At 63.9% G+C, this 23,077-nt stretch carries 23 protein-coding genes; 15 read left to right on the forward strand and 8 right to left on the reverse strand.

Going from position 1 to position 23,077, the window contains the following annotated elements; translation table 11 throughout:
* The first annotated feature begins 99 nt into the window (after positions 1–99).
* From QQL24_RS26485 to QQL24_RS26525, 9 genes are all read left to right on the forward strand, one after another.
* Positions 100–786: a response regulator transcription factor gene (locus tag QQL24_RS26485; RefSeq protein WP_284315301.1), complete on the forward strand. Its 687-nt coding sequence runs from the start codon at positions 100–102 to the stop codon at positions 784–786.
* Between the two features lie 49 nt (positions 787–835).
* Positions 836–1,300, forward strand: coding sequence for a cyclic nucleotide-binding domain-containing protein (locus tag QQL24_RS26490; protein ID WP_284315302.1), 465 nt, complete (start codon positions 836–838; stop codon positions 1,298–1,300).
* 148 nt (positions 1,301–1,448) lie between these two features.
* Positions 1,449–1,802 (forward strand): hypothetical protein, encoded by a 354-nt coding sequence (locus tag QQL24_RS26495; RefSeq protein WP_284315303.1) that lies wholly within the window; start codon positions 1,449–1,451, stop codon positions 1,800–1,802.
* An 881-nt stretch (positions 1,803–2,683) separates the two neighbouring features.
* Positions 2,684–6,184: a helicase-related protein gene (locus QQL24_RS26500; protein WP_284315304.1), complete on the forward strand. Its 3,501-nt coding sequence runs from the start codon at positions 2,684–2,686 to the stop codon at positions 6,182–6,184.
* Between the two features lie 3 nt (positions 6,185–6,187).
* Positions 6,188–6,505: an RNA-binding S4 domain-containing protein gene (locus QQL24_RS26505; protein ID WP_284315305.1), complete on the forward strand. Its 318-nt coding sequence runs from the start codon at positions 6,188–6,190 to the stop codon at positions 6,503–6,505.
* A gap of 196 nt (positions 6,506–6,701) precedes the next feature.
* Positions 6,702–7,148: an RrF2 family transcriptional regulator gene (locus tag QQL24_RS26510; protein ID WP_284315306.1), complete on the forward strand. Its 447-nt coding sequence runs from the start codon at positions 6,702–6,704 to the stop codon at positions 7,146–7,148.
* A gap of 91 nt (positions 7,149–7,239) precedes the next feature.
* A complete protein-coding gene (locus QQL24_RS26515) occupies positions 7,240–8,193 on the forward strand; it encodes an aldo/keto reductase (RefSeq protein WP_284315307.1) in 954 nt (317 codons plus the stop codon).
* 188 nt (positions 8,194–8,381) lie between these two features.
* Positions 8,382–8,738 (forward strand): YciI family protein, encoded by a 357-nt coding sequence (locus QQL24_RS26520; RefSeq protein ID WP_284315308.1) that lies wholly within the window; start codon positions 8,382–8,384, stop codon positions 8,736–8,738.
* Between the two features lie 16 nt (positions 8,739–8,754).
* The gene (locus QQL24_RS26525; protein WP_284315309.1) at positions 8,755–9,987 is read left to right on the forward strand and encodes an RNA polymerase sigma factor; all 1,233 of its coding nucleotides are present in this window, start codon (positions 8,755–8,757) and stop codon (positions 9,985–9,987) included.
* A 70-nt stretch (positions 9,988–10,057) separates the two neighbouring features.
* On the opposite strand, the gene phoB is transcribed toward QQL24_RS26525, so the two are convergent.
* The 7 genes from phoB to QQL24_RS26560 all read right to left on the reverse strand — a co-directional run bounded on the left by phoB (position 10,058) and on the right by QQL24_RS26560 (position 16,942).
* Positions 10,058–10,759 carry a phosphate regulon transcriptional regulator PhoB gene (phoB, locus tag QQL24_RS26530; RefSeq protein ID WP_284315310.1) on the reverse strand — a complete coding sequence of 234 codons (702 nt, stop codon included), beginning with the start codon at positions 10,757–10,759 and terminating at the stop codon, positions 10,058–10,060.
* Positions 10,760–10,773: 14 nt separating this feature from the next.
* Positions 10,774–11,493 carry a phosphate signaling complex protein PhoU gene (phoU, locus tag QQL24_RS26535; RefSeq protein WP_284315311.1) on the reverse strand — a complete coding sequence of 240 codons (720 nt, stop codon included), beginning with the start codon at positions 11,491–11,493 and terminating at the stop codon, positions 10,774–10,776.
* A gap of 61 nt (positions 11,494–11,554) precedes the next feature.
* Complete coding sequence (pstB, locus tag QQL24_RS26540) at positions 11,555–12,367, reverse strand: phosphate ABC transporter ATP-binding protein PstB (protein WP_284315312.1); 813 nt, start codon at positions 12,365–12,367, stop codon at positions 11,555–11,557.
* An 8-nt stretch (positions 12,368–12,375) separates the two neighbouring features.
* Positions 12,376–13,197, reverse strand: a complete 822-nt coding sequence (gene pstA / locus QQL24_RS26545; protein ID WP_284315313.1) for a phosphate ABC transporter permease PstA — start codon at positions 13,195–13,197, stop codon at positions 12,376–12,378.
* A gap of 11 nt (positions 13,198–13,208) precedes the next feature.
* Complete coding sequence (gene pstC / locus QQL24_RS26550) at positions 13,209–14,210, reverse strand: phosphate ABC transporter permease subunit PstC (protein ID WP_284315314.1); 1,002 nt, start codon at positions 14,208–14,210, stop codon at positions 13,209–13,211.
* Positions 14,211–14,417: 207 nt separating this feature from the next.
* Entirely contained in the window at positions 14,418–15,467 is a 1,050-nt protein-coding gene (gene pstS, locus QQL24_RS26555; RefSeq protein ID WP_284315315.1) for a phosphate ABC transporter substrate-binding protein PstS, read from the reverse strand.
* 242 nt (positions 15,468–15,709) lie between these two features.
* The gene (locus QQL24_RS26560) at positions 15,710–16,942 is read right to left on the reverse strand and encodes an ATP-binding protein (RefSeq protein ID WP_284315316.1); all 1,233 of its coding nucleotides are present in this window, start codon (positions 16,940–16,942) and stop codon (positions 15,710–15,712) included.
* Positions 16,943–17,129: 187 nt separating this feature from the next.
* Here QQL24_RS26560 and ppk2 point away from each other — a divergent pair, with 187 nt between their 5' ends.
* The 3 genes from ppk2 (at position 17,130) to QQL24_RS26575 (ending at position 18,737) form a co-directional block, all read left to right on the forward strand.
* A complete protein-coding gene (gene ppk2, locus QQL24_RS26565; RefSeq protein ID WP_284315317.1) occupies positions 17,130–18,026 on the forward strand; it encodes a polyphosphate kinase 2 in 897 nt (298 codons plus the stop codon).
* A gap of 167 nt (positions 18,027–18,193) precedes the next feature.
* Positions 18,194–18,451 (forward strand): PepSY domain-containing protein, encoded by a 258-nt coding sequence (locus tag QQL24_RS26570; protein ID WP_284315318.1) that lies wholly within the window; start codon positions 18,194–18,196, stop codon positions 18,449–18,451.
* A 34-nt stretch (positions 18,452–18,485) separates the two neighbouring features.
* Complete coding sequence (locus tag QQL24_RS26575; protein ID WP_284315319.1) at positions 18,486–18,737, forward strand: DUF2934 domain-containing protein; 252 nt, start codon at positions 18,486–18,488, stop codon at positions 18,735–18,737.
* Between the two features lie 100 nt (positions 18,738–18,837).
* Here QQL24_RS26575 and QQL24_RS26580 read toward each other — a convergent pair whose 3' ends face one another.
* Positions 18,838–19,737: an alpha/beta hydrolase gene (locus QQL24_RS26580; protein WP_284315320.1), complete on the reverse strand. Its 900-nt coding sequence runs from the start codon at positions 19,735–19,737 to the stop codon at positions 18,838–18,840.
* Positions 19,738–19,874: 137 nt separating this feature from the next.
* Here QQL24_RS26580 and QQL24_RS26585 point away from each other — a divergent pair, with 137 nt between their 5' ends.
* The 3 genes from QQL24_RS26585 to QQL24_RS26595 all read left to right on the forward strand — a co-directional run bounded on the left by QQL24_RS26585 (position 19,875) and on the right by QQL24_RS26595 (position 22,932).
* Positions 19,875–20,843: a GlxA family transcriptional regulator gene (locus tag QQL24_RS26585; protein WP_284315330.1), complete on the forward strand. Its 969-nt coding sequence runs from the start codon at positions 19,875–19,877 to the stop codon at positions 20,841–20,843.
* 100 nt (positions 20,844–20,943) lie between these two features.
* Entirely contained in the window at positions 20,944–22,248 is a 1,305-nt protein-coding gene (locus QQL24_RS26590) for a M24 family metallopeptidase (RefSeq protein WP_284315321.1), read from the forward strand.
* A complete protein-coding gene (locus QQL24_RS26595) occupies positions 22,249–22,932 on the forward strand; it encodes an isochorismatase family protein (RefSeq protein WP_284315322.1) in 684 nt (227 codons plus the stop codon).
* Positions 22,933–23,077: the final 145 nt, after the last annotated feature.

Raw genomic sequence — 23,077 nt, forward strand, 5'->3', positions numbered from 1 at the left:
GGCGCATGCTTCCATAATGCGATAGAGGCCTTGCTGCCGCGCCCTGCAAAGCGCCCCGCCTGTCTGTAACGTTCCGCTGTCTTGCCTTTGGGGATTGTCATGTCCGGCAGTCGCAAAATTCTTATAGTCGATGACGAAAATGAGCTGCGCCAGGCCCTGGCGGAGCAATTGTCGCTCTATGACGAGTTCGAAATCGTCCAGGCGGAGTCGGCCAGCCGCGCCGTGCAGGTCGCCAAGGGCGATCATCTCGATCTCGTCATCATGGATGTCGGCTTGCCGGACATGGATGGCCGCGAGGCGGTGAAACTCCTGCGCAAGAACGGCTTCAAGTCGCCGATCATCATGCTCACCGGGCATGATTCCGACGCCGACACCATCCTGGGTCTGGAAGCGGGCGCCAACGACTATGTGGTGAAGCCCTTCCGCTTCGCCGTGCTGCTCGCCCGCGTACGCGCGCATCTGCGCCAGCACGAGACGAGCGAAGATGCCGTTTTCAACATCGGCCCCTTCACCTTCAAGCCGGCCTCCAAGCTGCTGCTGACCGAGAAGGGCTCCAAGGTCCGCCTGACGGAGAAGGAAACCTCGATCCTGCGCTATCTCTACCGCTCCGGCCAAAAGGCGGTGCAGCGCGACGTGCTGTTGCAGGAGGTGTGGGGCTACAATTCCGGCGTCACCACCCACACGCTGGAAACGCATATTTATCGTTTGCGTCAGAAGATCGAAAAGGATCCCTCCAACGCTGCTCTCCTCGTGACTGAGGGGGGCGGCTACAAGCTTGTTCCCTGATCCAGGCGGGCCTGCTGACCGATAATCGCGTATGGCGCTTGAAGAAGATATGGTTCTGTTGGCTCAGGTCGCGCTGTTCCGCGACATGGACCGCGATGCCTTGCGCCTCCTCGCCTTCTCCTCCGAGCGCCGGCGCCTGCGGGCGGGCGACACCCTGTTCCGCAAGGATGATATCTCCGAATACAGCTTCGTGGTGGTCAGCGGCAGCATCACCCTGATCGACGACGATGTCGCCACCGCCATCGTCGGTCCGGGCACCCTGATCGGCGAGATGGCGCTGGTGTCGGAGACGCGGCGTCCCACCACCGCCATCGCCCGCGAGCCCACGGTCATCCTGCGCCTGTCGCGTCAGATGTTCCGCCGCACGCTGGAGGAATATCCGGCCACGGCCGCCCACATCGCTGCCGAACTGAGGCAGCGCGTGCTCCAGATCTCGGACGAGTTGGCGGAAGTGAAGAAGAGGCTGATCGAGATGGGACCGGAGGAAACCGGTCCGAAATCCTCCAAGCGCTGATTCGCTCGCCTTTCGTTCCGACCCTGTTCAAGATGTTAAGATCAGGTGTCAAATCTGTTTCGCCGTGGGACGGAACTGTTTTCATTCAGACACAGTTCAGTCAGCGTTTGCTAGCCTCGCTTCACTGGAACGCTGAGGAGACTAGGGGATGAAAACACCCGTCAAGCTGATCTTCGCTGCCTTCATCGCCTTCATGGGGCTGTTCGCCACGGTGCAAGCGTCTTCGGCCATGCCGATCGCACCGGCTGCGAACCAGCAGCAGGGCACGTCCAATCTGCTGCAGGATGTGGTCTGGCCGTGCGGCCGTGGCTGGGTCCAGAATCGCTGGGGACGCTGCGTGCCTATCCGCCCGAGGGGCTATGGCTACTATGGACCGCGCTACTACTATGGCCCGCGCTATTACTACGGCCCGCACTATTACCGGCCTCGCTACTATGGTCACCGCTACTACTATGGCGGTCCGCGCTACTATCGTCCTTATCGTTATTATCGCCGGTGGTAATGCGAGCAGTCCGAATCGCAGATGGCAGGCGGGCCACGGCCCGCTTTTTTGTGATCGCCTGGAGGAAGGCCCTCGTTGAAATGACCAGAGCAAAGCGCGTTTACTCGCAAACGATCATTGCTCTAACTCCTTGTTTTAACGCGTCTTTGCGATTCTTGTCGATTTCGTCAAATCACAAAACGCTCTAGCGAAGCGATTCGGGCGTGCTTCGTTCGAGCCTCGTTCCAGATCTTAAGCGCATGAGCGAAATCGGCATCGGGCCGGTCCATTTCAGGATTTAACCATGAGGCCCGGAGCGGCTGAGATAGCTGGCCAAATCCGGGTCACGCCTTTCGACGCAATTGCACCGCATAGCGTCGTCGAGGGGTGGACGGCCGTCCTCGTGGGGCAGGGACGCTGAAGACAGCGATTCGGCCGTGCTCCGTTCAAGCCTCGTTCCATTCGTTAATCGGCGGAGCGATCGTAGCCCGGATCTGGTCCAAATCGGGATCGGGCCGCCATCAAGCGCGTCCCGGAGGAGCGTTCGGTCTTAACCATGTCATCCGACAGGCGAACAAGGCGAGAAAACGGAGCGGACAGTGATTCGGGCGCTCTTCGTTCCCCCGCCGTTCGCGGGGTTAAATTTTGGCTTTGCGATCGCCATATTGTGCTTCATAGCAAGACAGGCTCGTTCGAGTCTGGTACCAGAAGGCAGGAAACGGCCCTTTGATTGGTGTTTTCCCAGAGCATTTGCCAGCCAGGTCGACAAGCTTTCCGACTAGGGAAACGCATGAAGACAGAGAGTTCGCCGTCGCAGGGCATGGGGTGTCCGGCAATTCGTAATCTTGGATGTTTCGGCATCCGCCACCGAGACTGACGCCCGAAAGACCGCCGAGACGTTGATGCTGCCTCCCATCCTGCCCCCTTCCGTGCGCGCCCGTGGCGTGACCGCGGTGCTGGGTCCGACCAATACCGGCAAGACCTATCTCGCCATCGAGAGGCTACTCGGGCATGGCGCCGGCATAATCGGCCTGCCACTGCGCCTGCTGGCACGCGAGGTCTATAACAGGCTGGTCGAGCGGGTCGGCGCCGAATTCGTGGCGCTCGTCACGGGCGAAGAAAAGATCAAGCCCGACAGGGCTCGCTACTGGGTCGCCACTGCAGAGGCGATGCCGCGCGATCTCGAAGTGCCTTTCGTGGCACTCGATGAGATCCAGATCGCCGCCGACCTCGAGCGCGGCCATGTCTTCACCGATCGCCTGCTCAACCGCCGCGGCACGCATGAGACGCTGCTGCTCGGCTCGCTGACCATGAAGCCGATCGTCGAGCGGCTGATCCCCGGCGTCAATGTCGTCACGCGCCCGCGCCTATCGAACCTGCTCTTCGCCGGGGATCGCAAGCTCACTCGCCTGCCGCGCCGCACCGCCATCGTCGCCTTCTCGGCCGACGAGGTCTATGCCATTGCCGAGCTGATCCGCCGTCAGCGCGGCGGGGCCGCCGTGGTGCTGGGGGCGCTGTCGCCGCGCACACGCAATGCGCAGGTCGCGATGTACCAGAATGGCGACGTCGACTTCCTGGTCGCCACCGATGCCATCGGCATGGGCCTCAACCTCGATGTCGACCATGTCGCCTTTGCCGGCGACCGCAAATTCGATGGCTACCAGTTCCGTCGCCTGACGCCGTCCGAATTCGGCCAGATCGCCGGCCGCGCCGGGCGCCATGTCCGCGACGGCACCTTCGGGACGACCGGGCGCTGCGATCCGCTGGAACCCGAACTGGTCGAGGCCATCGAGGGCCACAGTTTCGACAGTGTCAAGGTGCTGCAATGGCGCAATCCAGCCCTGAATTTTTCATCGATGCAGGCGCTGCAGGCGTCGCTTTCGGCCGTGCCCGAAGAGCAGGGGCTCACCCGCGCGCCCGATTCCGACGATATCCGCGCCTTCTCCATCCTCTCTCGCGATGAGGAGATACGCCGATACGCTCACGGGCCGCAGGCAGTCGCGCGGCTGTGGGAAGTGGCCGGCCTTCCCGACTATCGCAAGATTTCGCCGCACTCCCATGCCGATATCATCACGAACCTCTATGGATTCTTGATGAGGGAGGGTAAGGTCCCGGACGACTGGTTCGCCCGTCAGGTCGCCATGTCGGATCGGACCGACGGCGACATCGATACGCTCTCCACGCGTATCGCCCATATCCGAACCTGGACTTTTGCGGCAAATCGGCTTGACTGGCTGAAAGACCCCGCTCATTGGCAAGGTGTGACACGCAGTGTGGAGGACAAGCTCTCCGACGCCCTGCATGAACGGCTTGCCCAACGCTTTGTCGACCGTCGCACCAGCGTGCTGATGCGGCGCCTTAGAGAAAATGCGATGCTTGAGACTGAAATTACCAAAACCGGCGATGTGATTGTCGAAGGTCAGCACGTCGGAACGCTGCAGGGCTTCCAGTTTGCCCCGGATCCGAGTGCCGGTGACGGGGAGAGCGGCCGCGCCCTGCGGGCCGCCGCAGCCAAGGCCCTGGCGGGCGAGATCGAGTCCCGCAGCCAGAAATTCTCGCAGGCGCCGGACACCGAGTTCGCCCTGGCCACCGATGGCACGGTGCGCTGGATCGGCGAGCCCGTCGCCAAGCTTCTCGGCGGCGAGAAGCCGCTCAGCCCGCGCATCCGCCTGCTGGCCGACGAGCAACTGACCGGCCCGGCCCGCGATGCGGTGCAGACCCGCCTCGACATCTGGATCGGCAACCACATCACCCGCCTGCTCGGCCCGCTGCTGGCGCTCGACAAGGCCGAAGACCTGCAAGGGCTCGCCAAGGGCATCGCCTTCCAGCTCGTCGAGGCACTCGGTGTGCTCGATCGTGCCAAGGTGGCCGAGGATCTCAAGCAACTCGACCAGAACCAGCGCGCCTCACTGCGCAAGCATGGTGTGCGCTTTGGCGCCTATCACATCTATCTACCGGCGCTGATGAAGCCCGCGCCGCGTGCGTTGGCCGCCCAGCTCTGGGCGCTGACCCATGGCGGTCTCGACCAGAAGGGCCTCGACGAGATCCCGCATCTGGCCGCTTCCGGCCGCACCTCGATGCCGGCCGATAAGTCGATCGACAAGAACCTCTATCGCCTGGTGGGCTACCGCGTCTGCGGCGAGCGCGCCGTGCGCGTCGATATCCTCGAGCGCCTGGCGGACCTGATTCGCCCGGCCATCGCCTATCGCCCCGGCACCACGGTGGGCCAGCCGCCCTCCGGCACCGCCGATGGCGACGGCTTCGTCGCCACCGTACAGATGACCTCGCTGGTCGGCTGTTCGGGCGAGGATTTCGCCTCGATCCTGCGCGGCCTCGGCTACCGCTCCGAGAAGCGCAAGGGTCCGGCGATCACACAGGAGATCCGTCTGCCGGCGCCGACAGAGCCGGCTGCGCCAGCCGTGACCGAGGAGGCCGTTTCTGCGCCCGTAACGGATGAGGCGACCGCCCCGGCCCAAGAGACGGTGCAGGAAACGGCCCAGGAGGCGGTGGAAGAGACGGTCGAGGAGACGATCCAGGAAACGGCTGAGGAGGCCGCCTTCGCCGCCGAGCCCGTCCTGACCGAAGCGGCTCCCGAGGCTGATACCGCCGAGGCCGAGCCCGTCGAGGCTGCGGCGCCGGCACCGGCCGAGATCGATGCGATGGAAGTGGTGGCCTCGCCGCCGCACGAAGAGTCCTTCCAGGAAGCCAGTGAGCAGACGGCCGACGAGACGGCAGCCGAATCGCCCGCCGACGAGGCTCCGGCTGGCGAAAGCGCCGTTTCCGAAGAGGCTGCTTCCCTTGAGGCTGCCGAAGCACCGGCTGTGGAGACGGCGCCCGAGGAGCTTCCGGAAATCGATGTCTGGCGTCCGGCACGCTTCGAGCGCCATCACCAGCGCCCGCATCATCACGGCCGGCCTCAGCATGGCAACCGCCAGGCTGGCGGCGAGCGCCAACCGGGTGGCGAACGCCAGGGCGACAACGGCGCCGGCGGTGGTTTCCGCCGCGGGCGTCCCGCACCAGCCGACGGGGCCGCACCGCCTGCTGCCGAAGGCGGCGAAGCCCGGCAGGCCGAGCGTCGCTTCGACCGGCCACGGCGCGAGGATCGCGGCAATGGCAAGCCGAGCGGCGACCGCAAGCCCTTCGAGGCGCGCGGTCCCCGGCCCGAGGGCAAGCCCGGCGACGGCCAGCGCCGTCACGGTGGCGGCGAGGGGCGGCCCGATCGTGACCGTGGACCCCGTCCCGACCGCCAGGACCGCGGCGGCGATCGTGGCCCGCGCAACTGGTCGAGCGATGCCAAGCCGCAGGGCCGCGAATCCAACCGCGCGCCGGATCCGAACTCGCCCTTCGCCAAGCTCCTCGCGCTGAAGGAGCAGATGCAGGGCGGCAAGCCGGACAAAAAGTAAACGATGAGCGATGTCGGAAGCCAGGATCGTCTCAGGATCGACAAATGGCTCTGGCATGCGCGCGTGGTGAAGACCCGCTCGCTCGCAGCAAGACTGGTCGCGGACGGCCATGTCCGCGTCAATGGCACCAGGGCGGAGGCGCCGGCCAAGGCGGTGAAGGCCGGCGACGTGCTCACCATCGCGCTGGAGCGCACGGTACGGGTCTACCGCGTGAAGGCGCTCGGCGAACGCCGGGGCCCGGCGCCCGAGGCGCAGGAGCTGTATGAGGATCTCTCGCCCGAGCCGCCGCCCTCGGAGCGCGGACATCCTGTCCGCTCTTGAAGCGGTACGATCTCGGGATAGGGCACTGCTGTTCCGTTGGTGGGACCGTCAATAGGCATCGCCTTCTCGACCCATGCGCCGTTTCAAGAGCGGACAGGATGTCCGCGCTCCCAGGAAGGCTATCCAAGCGCTCGATAATCCCTATATTCGTGATAGACGTGGTTGACTGCTTTCTGGAGCGGAGCACCCTGGGCGCATGCTGACGAACAAGGGCAAATATGGTCTCAAGGCGCTGGCCCATCTTGCGGGCCTGCCCGCGGGCGAGACGGCACAGAGCCAGGAGATCGCCGAGGCCAATCGCATTCCCAAGAAATTCCTCGATGCCATCCTGGGCGAGTTGCGCGTCGCCGGCATCATTCGCTCCAAGAAGGGCAAGGGCGGCGGCTATATGCTGGCGCGCGATGCCAGTGCGATCAGCGTGGGCAATGCCATCCGCGTGCTCGACGGACCACTGGCGCCGATCGCCTGCGCCAGTCACACCGCCTATCAGCCTTGCCTCGATTGCCCGGATGTTCCAGGCTGCACGGTGCGTCTCCTGATGCGGCGTGTGCGCGACCTTTCCTCCGACCTGCTCGACAACATGTCGGTGGAGGAGATGCGCCAGGCCGGCACCAGGGAACCCGAGCTGAGCTATTCGATCTGATCCTTTCCACAGGCCGCCGACGGTATCCGGCAGCTTTGCCGGGGCCCGTGTGAAGGGCTTGTTTCCCGATATGCGATGACGGAGAATACCCATGGAAAAACGCGCGATTGGACGTTCCGATCTGATGGTTGCTCCCCTCGGCCTTGGCGGCAACGTCTTCGGCTGGAGCGCCGATGAGAAAGCGTCCTTTGCCGTGCTGGACGCCTTCGTCGCCGCCGGCTTCAATCTGATCGATACGGCGGACGTCTATTCGTCCTGGGTGCCCGGCAACCAGGGTGGCGAGTCCGAGGCCATCATCGGCAAATGGATGAAGGCGCGCGGCAACCGCGCTGATGTCGTAGTGACCACCAAGGTCGGCTCGGAAATGGGGCCTGGCAAGAAGGGCCTGTCGCACGCTTATATCAAGAGCGCGGTTGAAGCCTCGCTCAGGCGCCTGCAGACCGACTATATCGATCTCTATCTCTCCCATTGGGAGGATCCGGAAACGCCGATGGAGGAAACGCTCGGTGCCTATGCGGAACTCGTGTCCGCCGGCAAGATACGGGTGATCGGCAATTCCAACCACAGCGCCAACACGATGTTCAAGGCGCTGGCCATCAGCACCAAGGAGCTCTGGCCGCGCTTCGAAAACCTGCAGACCCAATACAATCTCTATGACCGCGCCGGCTACGAAGCCGAGCTCGAACCCTTCTGCCTGAAGAACGAGATCGGCGTGACCAGTTACTTCTCGCTGGCCAAGGGCTTCCTGTCCGGCAAATACCGCACGCCCTCCGACTTCGCCAAGAGCGCGGCGCGTGGCGGCGGCATGGGCGAATATCTCAACGAGCGTGGCCTGCGCATCCTCGAGGCGCTCGACGCGGTCGCCCACGCCAAGAATGCCACGCCCGCCCAGGTCGCCATCGCCTGGCTGATCGCCCGGCCCGGCCTGGTGGCTCCCATCGCCAGCGCGACCGGCATCGAGCAGTTGCAGGATCTGCTCAAGGCGACCGAGCTTTCCCTGGGCTCGACCGAGATCGAGCATCTCACCAAGGTCAGCGCGCCATAGAGCAAAACGCGTTTAAGCGTAAACGCTGCTTTGTTGTCACTCTTTGTTTCGACGCGTCTTTGCGCTTCATAGCGGCTCGATCCAATAGTAAAACGCCTTAATAATGGGTGGCCTTGTCGAATAGGGTTAGAGACGCGCGTCATTGTCGTGCCGGCGCGAGGTGCGCCGGTCGATCGAGGAGAGATGCGATGCAATTCGCGATTCTGATCTATTCCAGTGAAGAGGCCATGCAGAACGCTCAGCCGGCTGCAAGGAATGAGATGCTTGCCGCCTATGGCGCCTATACGCAGGCGATCAAGGCTTCCGGTATTCTGCTGGGGTCCAACCGCCTGCGGCCGACCGCTTCGGCCACCACCGTGCGGATCAGCGACGGCAAGACCCAGGTCCTGAATGGCCCTTTCGCTGAGACCAAAGAGCAATTAGCCGGCTATTATCTCATCGACGTCGCTGATCTCGATACCGCCCTGAGCTGGGCCTCTCGCTGCCCGGGCGCCGGCGCCGGCTCGGTCGAGGTGCGCCCTATCTGGCCCATGGACGAGTACTGAGCGGCCCGACAGGTCCGTGTCACCCTCCGCCTCAAGCCTTGCCGAAAGCGTCGCCCGGCGCAGTTATGGCAAGCTGGTCGCCTTCCTGGCGGCGCGTTCCGGCGACGTGGCCGGGGCGGAGGATGCGCTCGCCGATGCCTTCGCCGCGGCGCTGGAGCACTGGCCTGCGAGCGGCATCCCCGACAATCCCGAAGCCTGGCTGCTGACGTCGGCCCGCCGACGCCAGATCGACAATGCCCGCAAGGCCAAGATTCGCCTGGAGAAGGCGGACGACGTCACCAGGCAGATCGAGGAACTCGCCGTGATCAAGGCCGAGGATCATGTGATTCCCGACGAGCGCCTGCGCCTGATGTTCGCCTGCGCCCATCCGGCGCTCGACGCCACGGTGCGCGCGCCATTGATCTTGCAGACAGTGCTCGGCTTCGATGCCGCCGCCATCGCCAGCGCCTTCCTGATTTCGCCGGCCGCCATGAGCCAGCGGCTGGTCAGGGCCAAGACCAAGATCAGGCAGGCCGGCATTCCCTTCCGCGTGCCCGAGCGCGAGGAATTGCCGGAGCGCCTCGATACCGTGCTGGAGGCCGTCTATGCCGTCTTCGCCGAAGGCTGGGCCGATCCGGAAGGCTCGCAGCCGCGTCGGCGCAACCTTGCTGCTGAAGGCATCTGGCTCGGCCGCCTGATCGCCTCGCTGATGCCGGACGAGCCCGAAGTGCTCGGCCTGCTTGCTCTGATGCTGCATGCCGAGGCGCGCCGCGCCGCCCGCCGCAGTCCGGAAGGCGATTTCGTGCCCCTTGCCCAGCAGGATACCCTGCTTTGGGACGAGGAGATGATCGAAGAAGCCGAGGCCCTGCTTGCCCGCGCGGCAAAGAGGGGACAGATCGGCCGCTATCAGCTGGAGGCGGCGCTACAATCGGCCCACGCGATTCGGCGCAGGGGCCTCGCGGTCGATTGGGCGGCGATCGTGCAGCTCTACGACGCACTCGTCCTGCTGACCCAATCTCCGGTCGCCGCCATCAATCGCGCCGTGGCGCTGGCCCATATCGCGGGCTCGGAGGCCGCACTGGCGGCGTTCGACGCCTTGCTGGAGGATGCACGCCTTGCCGAGTACCAGCCCTATTGGGCCGCGCGGGCGGACCTGCTGGCGCGAGCGAAACGGCTGAACGAGGCACGGGACGCCTATAGGCGTGCGATCGGGCTTGAAAGCGATCCCGTCATCCGTCGCCACCTGCAGGGGAAGATGGGCCAGGTATAGTAGCAAGTGCTGGGAGCGCGGACATCGCGACATGCAAGCATGTCGCTGTGATGTCCGCGCTCCAGGGACTTCAGCCCTGCTTCGAGAAGGTCTCGTCGAAGGAATAGCCGGCGCCGCGTACCGTGCGGATCGGATCGATCTCGCGGGTGCGATTCATGGCCTTGCGCAGGCGGCCGACATGCACGTCGACGGTGCGCTCGTCGATATAGACGTCGCGGCCCCAGACGCTGTCGAGCAACTGCTCGCGGGCGAAGACACGGCCTGGTGCCTGCATCAGGAATTCCAGGAGGCGGAATTCCGTCGGCCCCAGGCGAATCTCGCGATTGCCGCGATGGACGCGCTTGGTCTCGCGGTCGAGCGAGATGTCGCCCGCCTTGAGCAGGGAGGCGACATGATCGGGCTTGGCGCGGCGCAGGAGGGCCCGCACGCGGGCCGAAAGTTCCGGCACGGAGAAGGGCTTGACCACATAGTCGTCAGCGCCGGTGGCAAGGCCGCGCACGCGCTCGGTTTCCTCGCCGCGGGCGGTGAGCATGATCACCGGCAGGCGCTCGGTCTCCGGACGCATGCGGATGCGGCGGCACAATTCGATGCCCGACAGGCCGGGCAGCATCCAGTCCAGCAGCACGAGATCGGGGACGCTTTCGCGCAAGCGGATCTCGGCATCATCGCCCCGTGCCACGCTGTCCACCTCATAGCCTTCGGCCTCGAGATTGTAGCGCAGCAAGAGCGTGAGGGCTTCTTCGTCCTCGACAATCAGAACTTTGGGAGGCATAGCCGGTCCCCTTGTTACTTAGCCGGCACAGGAAGGTCGACGAGAGACGTGCTGGTGTCCGCCTTCGGGCGTTCGCCGGCGGGGGAGTCGCCGGTCACCAGGTAATGCACGGTCTCGGCGATGTTGGTGGCGTGGTCGCCAATCCGCTCGATGTTCTTGGCGCAGAACAAGAGATGGGTGCAGAAGCCGATATTGCGCGGATCTTCCATCATATAGGTCAGGAGTTCGCGGAAGAGCGAGGTGTACATGGCATCGATCTCGCCATCCGAACGCCAGACCGAGAGCGCTTCCTCGACATTGCGCTGGGCGAAGGCGTCCAGAACCTGCTTGAGCTGCTCGAGCACCAGGTCGGACATATGGTCGAAACCGCCGAAAAGCTGGTTCGGCTGCATATGCCCCTGGATCGCCACGACGCGCTTGGCGACGTTCTTGCCGAGATCGCCGATGCGCTCGAGGTCGTTGGCGACACGCAGGGCCGAGACGATCTCGCGCAGGTCCAGCGCCAGCGGCTGGCGCTTGGCGATGATCAGGATGGCGCGTTCCTCGACCTGGCGCTGCAGCTTGTCGATCGAGGCGTCGAGATCGATGACCGCCTTGGCGCGCTGGCTATCGCGCTTGAGCAGGGCTTCGACGCTGTCAGCCACGCTTTTTTCGGCAAGGCCACCCATTTCTGCGATCATGTTGCGCAACTCGCGCAATTCCTGATCGAAGGACGTAACGATGTGATCGGACATGCCGTTCTCCAAATTCCTTGTCGCCGCCGTCTATGTGCCGGCTTGAATGCCCGCCCGCGGATCAGCCGAAACGGCCGGTGATGTAATCCTGCGTGCGGTTGTCATTCGGGTTGGTGAAGATCTTGTTCGTCGCTCCGATCTCGATGAGGTCGCCGAGATAGAAGAAAGCCGTGGTGTCGGCGCTGCGCGCCGCCTGCTGCATGTTGTGCGTCACGATCACGATGGTGAAGTCGCGCTTCAATTCGTCGATCAGCTCTTCGATCTTGGCGGTCGAGATCGGGTCGAGCGCCGAGGTCGGCTCGTCGAGCAGCACCACTTCCGGCTTAACCGCGATGGTGCGGGCGATGCACAGGCGCTGCTGCTGGCCACCGGACATGCCGAGCGCCGAGGCGTTGAGGCGGTCCTTCACTTCGTTCCACAGGGCCGCCTTGGTGAGGCACCACTCGACGCGCTGGTCCATCTCGGCCTTGGAGATGCTCTCATGCAGCCGGACGCCAAAGGAGATATTATCATAGATCGACATCGGGAAGGGCGTCGGCTTCTGGAACACCATGCCGACGCGGGAGCGCAGCACCGCCGGATCGATCTCCTTGCCGATGACGTTCTGGCCGTCGAGAATCACTTTCCCCTCGGCGCGCTGGCCGGGATAGAGATCGTACATGCGGTTGAGCACACGCAGCAAAGTGGACTTGCCGCAGCCCGAGGGGCCGATCATCGCGGTGACCTGACGCTCGGCCACGCTCATGTTGATCTTCTTCAGCGCATGCTTCTCGCCATAGTAGAAGTCGAGGTTCTCGACCTTCAGCTTGACGGCAGCGTTGGGATCGGCAACCGGGCGGTCAGCAACCGCGATCGAGGCGTTGGGAGTGGACATGGGAGCACTCATTTCCTGGGAGCAAGCGCGACGCGGGTGATGATGTTCAGAGCCAGCACGCCGAAGGTGATCAAGAGGGCGCCAGCCCAGGCGATCGAGACCTGGTTGGGATCGGGGCTCTGGGCGAAGAGGTTGATCGCCAGCGGCAGGCTGGGGAAGGCGCTGCCGAGATCCAGCGTCCAGTTCGAGTTGCCGAAGGCGGTGAAGAGCAGGGGCGCGGTCTCGCCGGCGGCGCGGGCCAGCGCCAGCAGGATGCCGGTGATGATGCCGGTGCGAGCCGAGCGCCAGGTGACCGCCATGATCACCTTCCACATCGGCGCGCCGAGGGCGAAGGCGGCTTCGCGCAGGCTGATCGGCACCAGGGTCAGCATGTCCTCGGTGGTGCGCACCACCACCGGCATGATGATGATGGCCAGCGCGATGATGCCGGCCCAGCCGGAGGAGCCGCCCATCGGCACCACGATCATCAGGTAGACGAACACGCCGAGCAGGATGGATGGCGCCGATAGGAGGATGTCGTTGATGAAGCGCACGGCCTCGGCGAACTTGCTGCCACGGCCGGCTTCGGCGAGGAAGGTGCCGGCCATGATGCCGAGCGGCGCGCCGATCAGGAGGGCGAGCGCCACCATGATCAGGCTGCCGACGATGGCGTTGAGCAGGCCGCCATCGGCCATGACCTTGGTGAAGATGCTGCTCGTCAGGGCTGGCAGGCCGAGCCCGAGCAGGGTGAGGAGGATCCAGGCCAGGGCCAGCAGCGAGATCACCGCAAAGCCCGTGGAAATGCCCTTCATAAGGTAGTCGATAGAGCGGCGGCGAGCGAGGCGATCCATGATAAGTCCCCTTACTTGACGCCGGACTTGATGAGCATGCGGGAGATCGCAAGCACGATGAACGAGATGACGAAGAGCACGAAGCCGAGTTCCATCAGCGACTGGTTGCGAAGGGAACCCGCCGGGGCGTCGGGGAATTCGTTGGCGATGGTGGAGGCGATGGTGGCGCCCGAGGAGAACAGCGAGGCCGAGATGCGGTTGGCGTTGCCGATCACATAGGTCACGGCCATGGTCTCGCCGAGCGCGCGGCCGAAGCCGAGCATGGTAGCGCCCACCAAGGCGGTGCGGCCATACGGCACCGAGACGTTGCGGAAGACCTCGAAGGTGGTGCAGCCGACGCCATAGGCCGATTCCTTCAGCATGGGTGGCACGGCTTCGAGGATCTCGACGAACATCGCGGTGATGAAGGGAATGACCATGAAGGCCAGGATCACCGCGGCGGTCAGCATGCCGAAGCCGCTGGTCGCGCCGGCGAAGAGATAGCTCACCACCGGGACATGACCGAACACCAGCTTCAGGAAGGGCTGGATGTAATTAGCCATCAGCGGGATGATCGCGGCCACGCCCCACATGCCGAAGATGATCGAGGGCACGGCGGCCAGGAGCTGGATCGCCATGCCGACGGGCTTGCGGATCGACAGCGGCGCGATCTCGGTGAGGAAGAAGGCGATGCCGAAGGACATCGGCAGCGCGATCAGCAGCGACAGGAAGCCGGTGAACAGCGTGCCATAGATCATCACGCCCGCGCCGAACTTCTCGGTCACCGGGTTCCACACCGTCGACCAGTAGAAGCTCGGTCCGAAGTGGGAGAGGGCCGGCCAGCCGCCCCAGAACAGCAGGATGACGATGGAGAGCAGCAGCACCAGGATCAGGCCGGAGCAGATATAGAGCAAGGCCTTGAAGATCGGGTCGAAGGCAGCGCCGGGAACGCGCTTGGCCTGCGGAGAGGGGGAGCCCCGGGCGGCATCGGCGACCGATGCGGTGTCCCGTGACGAATCGACGATGGCGCTCATGATTACTCCTCGTCAGAGCAGTTTTGATTTTTCCTGATGGCGGGAACGCTATCGCTTCTCAGGAAAAACCGAAACTGCCTAATATTGCAAAAGACAAACATATCTGTGCAAGGCAACAGTACAAAATTACCGCTACTGAAAACATCCGATCCGGTAACGAAAACTCCGGCGCGGCAAAAAGGGCCGCGCCGGAGTACTCGACACAACTTAGTTGCTGTAGATGGCCTTACCGTCGGCGCTCTTGATCTCGGAGGACCAGGAAGCACGGATGTTGTCCACGACGTCCTTCGGCAGCACGATGTAGTGCAGCTTCTCGGCCGACGCGGCGCCGTCCTTGTAGGCCCAGTCGAAGAACTTCATGACGTCAGCCGACTTGGTGGCGTCCTTGGGATCCTTCGGGAGCAGGATGAAGGTGGTGGAGACGATCGGCCAGGCCTTGTCGTCGTCGACGTTGACCATCGAGACGGCATAATCCTTGGCGCCCTTCCAGTTGGCCTTGGCGGCGGCGGCTGTGAAGCTATCGAGGCTCGGCTTCACAGCCTGGCCAGACTTGTTCTGCAGGTCGACGATGGTCAGGCCGTTGTTGGCGGCATAGGCGTATTCGACATAGCCGATGGCGCCCTTCGTGTTCTTGACCGAAGCGGCGACGCCGTCATTGCCCTTGGCGCCCGAGCCGGCCGACCACTGCACCGAGGTGGCGGCTCCGACATTGTCTTTCCAGTCCTGGCTCACGCCGGCGAGGAAGGAGGTGAACACGAAGGTGGTGCCCGAACCGTCCGAACGATAGACCGGAGCGATGTCGAGGTCGGGAAGCGTCACGCCCTTGTTGAGGGCGGCGATGGCCGGGTCGTTCCACTTGGTGACCTTGCCGAGATAGATCTGGGCAATCACGTCGGCGTTGAGAGCGAGCTGGTCGGAAGCGATGCCATCGATGTTGACGATCGGCACGATGGCGCCGACGACGGTCGGAAACTGCAGCAGCTTGGCGGCGACGAGCTTGTCGGCAGCCATCGGGGCATCGGAAGCGCCGAAGTCGACGGTGCGGTTGGTGATCTGGGTCTGGCCACCGCCCGAACCGATCGCCTGGTAGTTCACAGCATTGCCGGTCTTGGTCTTATACTCGGAAGCCCAGGCATTGTAGACGGGGGCGGGGAAGGTGCCGCCGGCGCCGGTGATGTCGCCTGCATAGGCAGCGGTGGCCGCGATCGTGCTCGACAGGGCTACTGAAGCGGCGAGCGCAAGGAAGGAAAGCCTCACGGGATATCTCCGTTGTTTTCGGAACAGGCGCCCCAACCGCTTCCCGATCGATAGCCCTGCCCAACGGCGCGAGTCCTAGAAGTGCGCCGCAACGGTTCTATGACAATTTGGCTATTGTTTTATGACAAATATATCCAAGCAAAATCATATAATTATATAAAATGTCATATAGTCGCCGAGCATGCCCGCCGGCAATTGTTAAAGTCCGTCGACTTCATTTAATGCACGCACAGGTTGTTGATTCAGAGGATCTGATCGATCTTGACGGAAAAAACCGTGCCCTCTCCCGGCACGCTTTCGATGCCGAGCCGGCCGCGATGGCGGGCGACGATATGCTTGACGATGGCAAGGCCCAGGCCCGTGCCGCCCTTCTCGCGCGATTTGGCGGCATCGACCCGGTAGAAGCGCTCGGTGAGGCGCGGCACATGCTCAGCCTCGATGCCGGGGCCGAAGTCTCGTACGGTGACGACGGCGTCGAGACCCTTGCCCTGCGGCTTGGGGATCGAATCGAGGATGACCTCGACCCGCCCGCCCGAGGCGCCATATTTGATGGCGTTCTCGACGAGATTCTCGAACACCCGGATGAGTTCGTCCCGCTCGCCGCGCACTTCCAGCGAGGGTATGCGCTTGTCGACGCTGAGCACCACGCCGCGGTCATGCGCGAGGGGGCCGAGCGTATCGGCGACATGGCCGACCACCATGTTGAGGTCGACGGGCTTGTCCGGCTGGACATGGGCGTTGAGCTCGATGCGCGAGAGGGAGAGCAGGTCGTCGATCAGGCGCGACATGCGGTTGGCCTGGGCGCGCATGATGTCGAGGAACTTCTCGCGCGCCACCGGATCGTTGCGGGCGGGGCCTTGCAGTGTCTCGACGAAGCCGAGGAGGGAGGCGAGTGGGGTGCGCAGTTCGTGGCTGGCATTGGCGACGAAATCGACGCGCATCTGCTCCACGCGCTGGCGCTGGGTGACGTCACGCAGCACGATCACCACGAAGTCGGTGCGCCCGGACGGGCCCGTGATGGTGGAGATCTGCGCTTCGACCATGCGATCGACAGGCACGCGCTCGGAATACTCGATCTGGCGCGAACCGCCGGCGTCCAGCGCAGCACGGATGGCATCGATCAGTTCGGGCACGCGCAGGGCATAGGTCAGCGCTTCAGAGATGCGCAAGTTCGGGATGATGTCGCGCGCCTTGCGGTTGAAGAAGCGCACGGCGAGGTTGGCGTCGAGCACGATCACCGGATCGGGAATGGCGGCGACCAGGTCTTCGAAGGAAGGCTTGCCGCCATTGTCGGGATGAACAGGCATGGAATTGCCGTCCTGGGCAATGGTGGGGGGAACCAGACCGGCGGCGGCGATGATCATGGCGAGCGCAGCCACGCCATGCCAGGCGGAGATTCCGTCCCAGAGCGCCAGCACGGCCAGAACAAGCGCAATGGCGGCCACGAGCCAGCGGCGACCCCAGATGCGGTGCATGATGGTTTGGTTCGAACCCACAGGTTCAGCTACACCGCCCGAAGTCAATTTCGTCAAGAGCCGGGAACGCCCCATCACTATCGACATTACGGCTTTCCATCTGAGTCGTTGTGGAATTCGTTCACCTTGGCAATGTATGTGAGCCCGTGACAGTTTCACGACAAAGCGGCAATTTGGGGAGGCTTGGGTGACAAAGAAAGCGGCTGGGAAGAAAGAGGAAGACGGGCTGAAGCAGGTGATCGCCACCTTCCAGCTCGATGCCGAGCAACTGCCGCAGGTGATCGACGAAGCGGCCTTCGGCTCCGGCGACTACCCGCACAAGGAGAAGCTCAAATCCAAGATCTACCAGCGGGACCTGCTCGCGCTGCAGATCGAATTGCTGAAGGCGTTGAACTGGGTGCAGGCGCAGGGCGAGCGCGTGGCGGTGATCTTCGAAGGGCGCGACACCGCCGGCAAGGGCGGCGCCATCCACCGCTTCACCCAGCATCTGAGCCCGCGCGATGTCCGCATCGTAGCCCTGCAGAAGCCGACGCCGACCGAGCAGGGGCAGTGGTATTTCCAGCGATATGCCAGCCAGTTACCGACCAGGGGCGAGATCACCATCTTCGACCGTTCCTGGTACAACCGCGGCGGCGTCGAGCCGGTGATGGGTTTCTGCACGCCTGAGCAGACCGATCAGTTCTTGCACGAGGCGCCGCAATTCGAGGCCATGCTGGTGCGCGACGGCATCCGCCTGTTCAAGCTCTTCCTTACCATCGGCCAGGCCATGCAGCTCAAGCGTCTGCATGCCCGCCATGCCGATCCGCTCAAGCAGTGGAAGCTCTCGCCGATCGATCACCAGGCTGTGAACAAATGGGAAGCCTATTCCAGCGCCTATGACCGCATGCTGGCGGCAACCGATACGGTCGACACGCCCTGGACCATCGTCAAGGCCAACGACAAACACCGCACGCGCCTGGCCACCATCCGCAGCGTCCTGGCGGGGCTGCCCTATCCCGACAAGGACGAGAAGCTGGTGGGCGGTCAGGACCACAAGATCGTGCTGACGGCGGAGCGCTTCCTGGCCAAGGGCAGGGAGGTCTGAGGGCCTGGGCGAAAGGCAGAGAGGCGCTTTGCTCTGGGAGGGGCGCCTCGGGCTGGAGGGGCGGGTTCACAGGGAGGCTCGCATTGCGCCCGCTTGCTTCATGCTTATGGAACCAGCCCGTACCCATTGCCGTTGTCTTCCGAGACGACATCCGATGGTGCGGATCCATGAAAAAAATTGCCATTGCCCTGCTCGCCGCCACGCTTCTCGCCGGCCCCGCCTTCGCGCAAGGTACCACGGAGCCGCCGCCGCCCAAGGGCAAGAAGCTCTCGGAACTGATCGCCAAGGTCGAAACTCGCGACAAATTCCTGTATATTTCGCAGATCGATTGGTCCGCGAGCGGTTACTACGACGTGATCTATTACACCTCGGACAAGGCGAAGGTGGAGCTTCATCTGGATGCCATGACAGGCGAGGCACAATAGCTTGCAGCGTTCAACCGAGCAGGGGAGTTCGACGATGACTCATACGACCGAGCAGCGCATTCGCATGAAGGCCTACGAAATCTGGCTTCGTGAGGGATGTCCGGAGGGAAGCGATCAGCGGCACTGGGACATGGCGAAGAAGTTCATCGCCGGCGAGGAAGCCAAATCCGCGCTGACGTCGCGTTTCTTCGAGGTTCCCGAGACAGATGAGGCGGCATCTCCGCCGGCCGTCATGGCCCCGGTCAAGCGCAAGGCGGCCCGGGTGTCCAAGGCAAAGCCGCATTGAGGCGTCTCGCCCGCCTGCAGCATCGGATCTGACGGAATCGGCAAGAATCGCAAAAACGTTGTGCGCGCCATCGCCGCGGTGGTTGGTCTGGCCCTGGGGGCTATGGCCGTGGCGCGGTAGCCAGTTGCTCCTTCATCCAGGACGCGGCATCCCTGATACTGTCCGTCGCCTCGGCGAGCTTGCCGGCCTGCTTGAGGAAGCCGTGATCCATGCCCGGCACCGAAATGAAATGCGTGGGCGAGCCGTTCTGCTCCAGCTTCCGGTGCAAGGCGAGGGAATCATCCAATACGGCATCCTCGGCCGCGGCAAGGATATAGGTCGGTTCGCGGATGGCCGCCGCTTTGCCGAGCGGCGAGATCTCATCGATCCGAAGGTGGTTCCTGCCGTCGAGCAGGCGCCCATACATGGAGCGCAGTGCCTCGGCGTCGAGGCCATTGTCCGGCGTCCCGGCGCGGGCGATGCTGGCGCTCTCGGTGAGGCCGAAGCCGCCATAGAAGAGGGCGAGGCCCGCCACTCCGGCGCGGAGCTCCGCTGGCAGCCCGAGCAGGCCCCAGAGCGACACGCAGGCGCCGGCGCTGTCGCCGGACAGGAAGAACCGGAAATCACCGCCGTGCGAGAAAAGCGAGGATGCCCTCGCACAGGCCGCAACCGCATCGTCGCGCTGGGCCGGAAATGGGTGCTCCGGCGTCAGCCGGTAGCGGGCCGACAGCACCGGCATGCCGGCGAAATGGGCGAGCCAGGCGGCAACGCTGCGGTGCGTGCGCGGGCTGCCGGCCAGGAAGCCGCCGCCATGGAAATAGACGATCGCGACGTCGGGCTTCGGCTGGGGCGGCGTGAAGAGGAGGCCGCCACGGAAGGCGCCTTCCTCGCCAAGCTCGCTCTCCCCGACATCGTCGGGCGGCGGGCCCTCCTGGCGGGTGGCATCGGCGAGATGATGCTCGCGCAGCAGGGCCGGCGGCGACGTCGCCCAGGAAATCTCAGTGTCCCGGCTCGAATCCATGGAGCAATCCTGCCTGGTCAGAGGCGTCGAAAGTGGGAGAAAGGTTGACCCGCCAGCACCGCCGATGAAAGATCAAGCGGTCGAAGCGGCACCCTTGCGGTTGTTATCAGGTGATCCGGACCTACGCAAAGATCAAGATCTCACTCCCGCCGGCACAGCAGCCGCGCGAGGTCATCAAATTCGCGATCCTGATTTTTCCGGGTTTTCCGATGATGGCTTTCAGCTCGATCATCGAGCCCTTGCGTGCCGCCAACACTCTAGCCGGCAGAACCTGCTATTCCTGGATCACCGTCGGCCTCACCGGGGAGAGCGTGAGAGCCTCCAACGGCATCCATATCGAACCCGATTACAGCGTGCGTACAGCGCCACTGGCCGACCGGGTGGTGCTGAGTTCGGGGGGCGATGCCGACCATCTCATCGCCGAGGAGGCGCTGGCCTGGATCCGGCGCAATCTCAGGGCGGATGCGCAACTGGGTTCGGTCTCGGACGCCGCCTTCTTCCTCGCCCGCGCCGGTCTGCTCGACGGCCATGCCTGCACGCTGCACTGGATCAGCCAGCCCGCCTTCCAGGAAGCGTTTCCGGACCTCGATCTCCGCCGCGACCTCTATGTCATCGACCGCAAGCGCTTCACCTCGGCGGGCGGCGTCGGGGCGCTCGACATGATGCTCGACCTCATCGGCCGCGATTATGGCGCCGAACTCTCCGCCGGTGTCGCCGAATGGTTCGTGCACAGCCCGCTGCGATCCAGCGTCGATCGCAAGCTGATGCCGCTGCGCCTGCGCACCGGCGTCCATGACGAGCTCGTCCTTTCCGCCATCGCCATCATGGAGGACGAGGTGGAGGATCGCCTCAGCATCGCCGGCCTCGCCCGGCGGCTCAGCGTCTCGCCCGACAAGCTGGAGCGCTCCTTCCGCGGCGAGGTGGGCGTCTCGCCGGGAACCTATTACCGCACCACCCGGCTGCGACGGGCGCATGACCTCCTGGCGCACTCCACCTTGCCGGTCCGCGAGGTGGCGCTCTCCTGCGGCTTCTGGAGCGTGTCGAGCTTCTCGCGGGCCTTCCGAGAACAATATGGCTACACCCCGCGCGCGGTGCGAGCAGCTTAGAGCAAGGCATAGCTGGCGGAATTTTGCGCACTGACTGCGGAATTTCGCACATTATGGCCCTGTTGGTTGAGGCATCCTTCGTTACGCAGAGGATGTCGCCATGAGCATTGTGGTTTTCGACCCGCACACCGTCGAGGACGTCGATTTTGCCGACAGGATGCGGCATCCCTCGATGCAGGATCCGGCCGGCGGCATGTGGCTCTCCGACACCGAGCCCTCCTTCATCGACGCCGACGCCCTGCGCAAGGGACGCCTCGCCAAGCTGAGGGCCTGGATGGCCGAGGCCGGCTACGGCGCCGTGGTGCTGTTCGACCCCTTCAACCAGCGCTACGCCACCGGCTCGCGCAATATGTTCGGCTATTTCCTGCGCAATTCCACGCGCTACTTCTTCGTGCCCACCGAAGGGCCGATCATCCTGTTCGAATATCCGCAGAGCTATCATGTCTCCATGGTGCTGGACACCGTGGACGAGGCCCGCCCGTCCAAGCTGGTCTGGTCCTCGGTATCGGGCCGCGACGACGAGACTGTCGGGCCCTTCGCCGACGAGATCGTCGATCTCTTGAAGACTCACGGCGGCGGCTCGATGAAGATCGGCATGGACCGCTGCACCCATCTCCAGGCAGTCGCGCTCGAAAAGCGCGGCTGCGAGGTTAGGGATTGCCAGGGCGAGATCCTGGCCGTGCGCGCCATCAAGACACAAGAGGAAGTAAAGTGCCTGCTGGCGAGCATGGCCGGGGCGGAGGCGGCGGTTTCAGCCGTGCGCGAAGCCATCAAGCCGGGCGTCTCCGAGAACGAACTCTTTGCCATCATGTATCATGAGGTGATCCGCCAGGGCGGCGAGTTCATCGAAACCAGGCTGCTCACCTCCGGCCAGCGCACCAATCCCTGGTTCAACGAGGCGAGCGGCCGCAAGATCAGGCCTGGCGAACTGGTGGCTCTCGATACCGACACGATCGGCTGCTATGGCTACTACTCCGATTTTTCGCGCACATTCCGCTGCGGGCCGGGCAAGCCGACCGCCTATCAGAAGATGCTGTACCGCATGGCGCATGACCAGGTGCAGCACAATATCGGCATCGTCAAACCCGGCATGGCGTTCCGCGAGATCGCCGAGAAGGCCTGGAAGATCCCCTCCCGTTTCGTCGACCAGCGCTACACCTCGGTGATGCATGGCGTCGGCATGCATGGCGAAACGCCCTTCATCGCCCACGCCATCGACTACGAGACCTATGGCCGGGACGGCCATCTCGTGCCGGGCATGGTGGTCAGCGTCGAGAGCTATATCGGCGAGAAGGGCGGCCGGGAGGGCGTGAAGCTGGAGGACGAGATCCTCATCACCGAGACGGGCACCGAGCTGTTCTCTCGTTTCCCCTATGAGGACGAATTCCTGGAAGGCGAGATCTGAATGCGCAAGCTTCTGACGATCCCGCGCGGCAAGCTCGCCAGCCTGTCCATCGATCTGCAGGAAGAACACCGGCAGGACCAGCGCTACCTGGTCGATGCCTATGACAGGGTCCTCGCCAACGCGGCTCGCCTCCAGCAGGCCGCGCGGGCGAATGGGGCGCTGGTGCTCCATTGCGCCTATATCGTCGATACCGAGGAGGCGCAGACACGTCCCTTCCATCCGGTGATGGCGGACGGCCGCTCTGTTTTCAGCGACAAGTCCAATCCTCTCTCGGCGATCTGCCCTGAAGTCGCGCCGTTGGATGGCGAGCCGGTGCTGGTGAAGTCCGATGCCAGCGCCTTCAGCGAGGGCTCGCTTGCCGGGCGCCTGAAGGTCGATGGCATCGAGTGGCTCTGCATCGCCGGCGTGTGGACGGAGGCCTGCATCGACGCCACCGTCAAGGACGCCGTGCGCCTGGGGATCCGGGTGCTGCTGGTCAAGGACGCCTGCGGCAGCGCCACGCCGGCCATGCACCAGACCGGCATCCTCAACCTCGCCAATCGCCTCTATGGCGGCGCAATCACCAATACCGATGGCGCCTGCCGGCTGATCGGCGGGGAGGCGGTCGATGTCTGGGCCATCGAGGGCTCCGTGCCGCTGCGTTTCAGTTTCGCCAGCGCGGTCGCCGCCTACAGCCATCTCTAGGGCAAAGCGCGTTCAAGCGTAAACGCTTCTTTGCTCTAACTCTTTGTTTCGACGCGTCTTTGCGATTCTCGCCGAGTCCGTCAAATCGCAAAACGCTCTGGCCGCGGAGCCGGCCATGGAAATCTGGGCTTGATCGGCCAGTGCA

Origin of the sequence: Labrys miyagiensis (assembly GCF_030160835.1) — a bacterium.
Classification (GTDB): Bacteria; Pseudomonadota; Alphaproteobacteria; order Rhizobiales; family Labraceae; genus Labrys; species Labrys miyagiensis.

What these genes read in the sequence shown, in the direction of transcription:
- QQL24_RS26590 (WP_284315321.1), top strand. Translation starts at nt 20,944, where the DNA reads ATGAGCATTGTGGTTTTCGACCCGCACACCGTCGAGGACGTCGATTTT.
- QQL24_RS26505 (WP_284315305.1), top strand. Translation starts at nt 6,188, where the DNA reads ATGAGCGATGTCGGAAGCCAGGATCGTCTCAGGATCGACAAATGGCTC.
- pstC (WP_284315314.1), bottom strand. Translation starts at nt 14,210, where the DNA reads ATGAGCGCCATCGTCGATTCGTCACGGGACACCGCATCGGTCGCCGAT.
- QQL24_RS26575 (WP_284315319.1), top strand. Translation starts at nt 18,486, where the DNA reads ATGACTCATACGACCGAGCAGCGCATTCGCATGAAGGCCTACGAAATC.
- QQL24_RS26515 (WP_284315307.1), top strand. Translation starts at nt 7,240, where the DNA reads ATGGAAAAACGCGCGATTGGACGTTCCGATCTGATGGTTGCTCCCCTC.
- pstA (WP_284315313.1), bottom strand. Translation starts at nt 13,197, where the DNA reads ATGGATCGCCTCGCTCGCCGCCGCTCTATCGACTACCTTATGAAGGGC.
- QQL24_RS26500 (WP_284315304.1), top strand. Translation starts at nt 2,684, where the DNA reads ATGCTGCCTCCCATCCTGCCCCCTTCCGTGCGCGCCCGTGGCGTGACC.
- phoB (WP_284315310.1), bottom strand. Translation starts at nt 10,759, where the DNA reads ATGCCTCCCAAAGTTCTGATTGTCGAGGACGAAGAAGCCCTCACGCTC.
- pstB (WP_284315312.1), bottom strand. Translation starts at nt 12,367, where the DNA reads ATGTCCACTCCCAACGCCTCGATCGCGGTTGCTGACCGCCCGGTTGCC.
- phoU (WP_284315311.1), bottom strand. Translation starts at nt 11,493, where the DNA reads ATGTCCGATCACATCGTTACGTCCTTCGATCAGGAATTGCGCGAGTTG.
- QQL24_RS26495 (WP_284315303.1), top strand. Translation starts at nt 1,449, where the DNA reads ATGAAAACACCCGTCAAGCTGATCTTCGCTGCCTTCATCGCCTTCATG.
- QQL24_RS26580 (WP_284315320.1), bottom strand. Translation starts at nt 19,737, where the DNA reads ATGGATTCGAGCCGGGACACTGAGATTTCCTGGGCGACGTCGCCGCCG.
- QQL24_RS26485 (WP_284315301.1), top strand. Translation starts at nt 100, where the DNA reads ATGTCCGGCAGTCGCAAAATTCTTATAGTCGATGACGAAAATGAGCTG.
- QQL24_RS26560 (WP_284315316.1), bottom strand. Translation starts at nt 16,942, where the DNA reads ATGCACCGCATCTGGGGTCGCCGCTGGCTCGTGGCCGCCATTGCGCTT.
- QQL24_RS26520 (WP_284315308.1), top strand. Translation starts at nt 8,382, where the DNA reads ATGCAATTCGCGATTCTGATCTATTCCAGTGAAGAGGCCATGCAGAAC.
- QQL24_RS26570 (WP_284315318.1), top strand. Translation starts at nt 18,194, where the DNA reads ATGAAAAAAATTGCCATTGCCCTGCTCGCCGCCACGCTTCTCGCCGGC.
- QQL24_RS26595 (WP_284315322.1), top strand. Translation starts at nt 22,249, where the DNA reads ATGCGCAAGCTTCTGACGATCCCGCGCGGCAAGCTCGCCAGCCTGTCC.
- QQL24_RS26510 (WP_284315306.1), top strand. Translation starts at nt 6,702, where the DNA reads ATGCTGACGAACAAGGGCAAATATGGTCTCAAGGCGCTGGCCCATCTT.
- QQL24_RS26490 (WP_284315302.1), top strand. Translation starts at nt 836, where the DNA reads ATGGTTCTGTTGGCTCAGGTCGCGCTGTTCCGCGACATGGACCGCGAT.